The organism is Komagataeibacter kakiaceti JCM 25156 (assembly GCF_000613305.1).
Window position 1 is genome coordinate 1 of sequence record NZ_BAIO01000515.1, and the last position, 1,614, is coordinate 1,614.

At 64.1% G+C, this 1,614-nt stretch carries 1 protein-coding gene and 1 pseudogene; both read left to right on the plus strand.

The window, feature by feature from the left end:
• Window positions 1–235, plus strand: a pseudogene (locus JCM25156_RS25365) (DnaJ domain-containing protein); the annotation flags it as partial.
• Window positions 236–386: 151 nt separating this feature from the next.
• Window positions 387–1,614, plus strand: a 1,228-nt coding sequence (cobS, locus tag JCM25156_RS16065; protein ID WP_025813907.1) for a cobaltochelatase subunit CobS, incomplete at its 3' end; no start/stop codon positions are given.

The following is a 1,614-nucleotide window of genomic DNA, read 5'->3' on the forward strand; positions in this document are numbered from 1 at the left end:
CCGAAGCGCCAGATGCGCTCAAATATCCGCTGGGCGTGCTGGATCTGGCTGGCCCGTGTCACTTGATGAACTCAAGGCGCGTTACAAGGATCTGGCGCGCCAGCATCACCCGGACGCCAATGGCGGCGACCGCAGGGCGGAGGAGCGGTTCAAGGGCATCAATATCGCCTACACCACCGTGCGCGCGCACCTTGTGGGCAACCGCCAGCGCGACGGCATGGCCCGCAGCGCCTGACCATGGGCGTGCGGGGCCGGTCACGCACCGGTGGTCATGCCCCGGCAGTCATGCACTGGCCGATCGTTGCGTACCTACCTATACTTGAGGCCCCACCGGGCGCGCCGCCACGGCCGGGCCAGAACAGACGAAGTGACGGACAAGAAAGCAGATGAACGAACCCGCTGACCTGACTACCGCCGCAGTGGATGCCAACGGCACGCCATTACCCGCCATCTCGGCTGTTTCGGCCCCCGATCTTGTCGTGTCCGCGCGTGAGGTGTTCGGTATCGACAGTGACATGCAGGTGCCCGCCTTTTCGGTGCGGACCGACCATGTGCCCGAGATCGACCCGGCCTACAAATTCGATCATGACACCACGCTGGCCATCCTCGCCGGGTTCGCCTTCAACCGTCGCGTCATGGTCCAGGGCTATCACGGCACGGGCAAGTCCTCGCATATCGAGCAGGTGGCCGCGCGGCTGAACTGGCCCAGCGTGCGCATCAATCTCGATAGCCATATCTCGCGCATCGACCTGATCGGCAAGGACGCGATCGTGCTGAAGGATGGCAAGCAGATCACCGAGTTCCGCGAGGGCCTGCTGCCGTGGGGCCTCCAGCACCCCTGCGCGCTGGTGTTTGATGAATATGACGCCGGTCGCCCCGATGTGATGTTCGTGATCCAGCGCGTGCTGGAGGTGGAAGGCCATCTGACCCTGCTGGACCAGAACCGCGTCATCCGCCCGCATCCCTTCTTCCGCCTGTTCGCCACGGCCAACACCGTCGGGCTGGGCGATACGACCGGGCTGTACCATGGCACCCAGCAGATCAATCAGGGCCAGATGGACCGCTGGAACATCGTGACCACACTCAACTACCTGCCGCACGCGCAGGAAACCGCCATCGTGCTGGCGCGCATGAATATCGACCCCACCAAGGATGAAGCCGGGCGCAGGCGTGTGGAAAGCATGGTCGCGCTGGCGGATCTGACCCGTTCGGGCTTCATCGCGGGGGATATTTCCACCGTCATGTCACCGCGCACGGTCATTAGCTGGGCCGAGAACTTCCGTATTTTTAATGATCTCGCCTTCGCCTTCCGCGTTACCTTCCTCAACAAATGCGATGAGGCGGAACGCCCCACCGTGGCGGAATATTACCAGCGCTGTTTCAACGACAGCCGCTGGCGCCCAGGGCTGATGGCAGGGCACGGGCCAGGTATGCGAGAGAACAGGAAAACCCCTCCCTCCCCTGCGGCGGAGAACGAAGCCCGCATGGCTGAACGCTTCAAGCGCGCGACCGTGGGGGCCGTGCGCGCGCTGGGCGGGCAGGCGCAGACGGAGGTCTCGTTCCTCAACGGTCCCGTGCCGTCGGGGGTTTCGGTCACTGGTACGCATGTTCGCC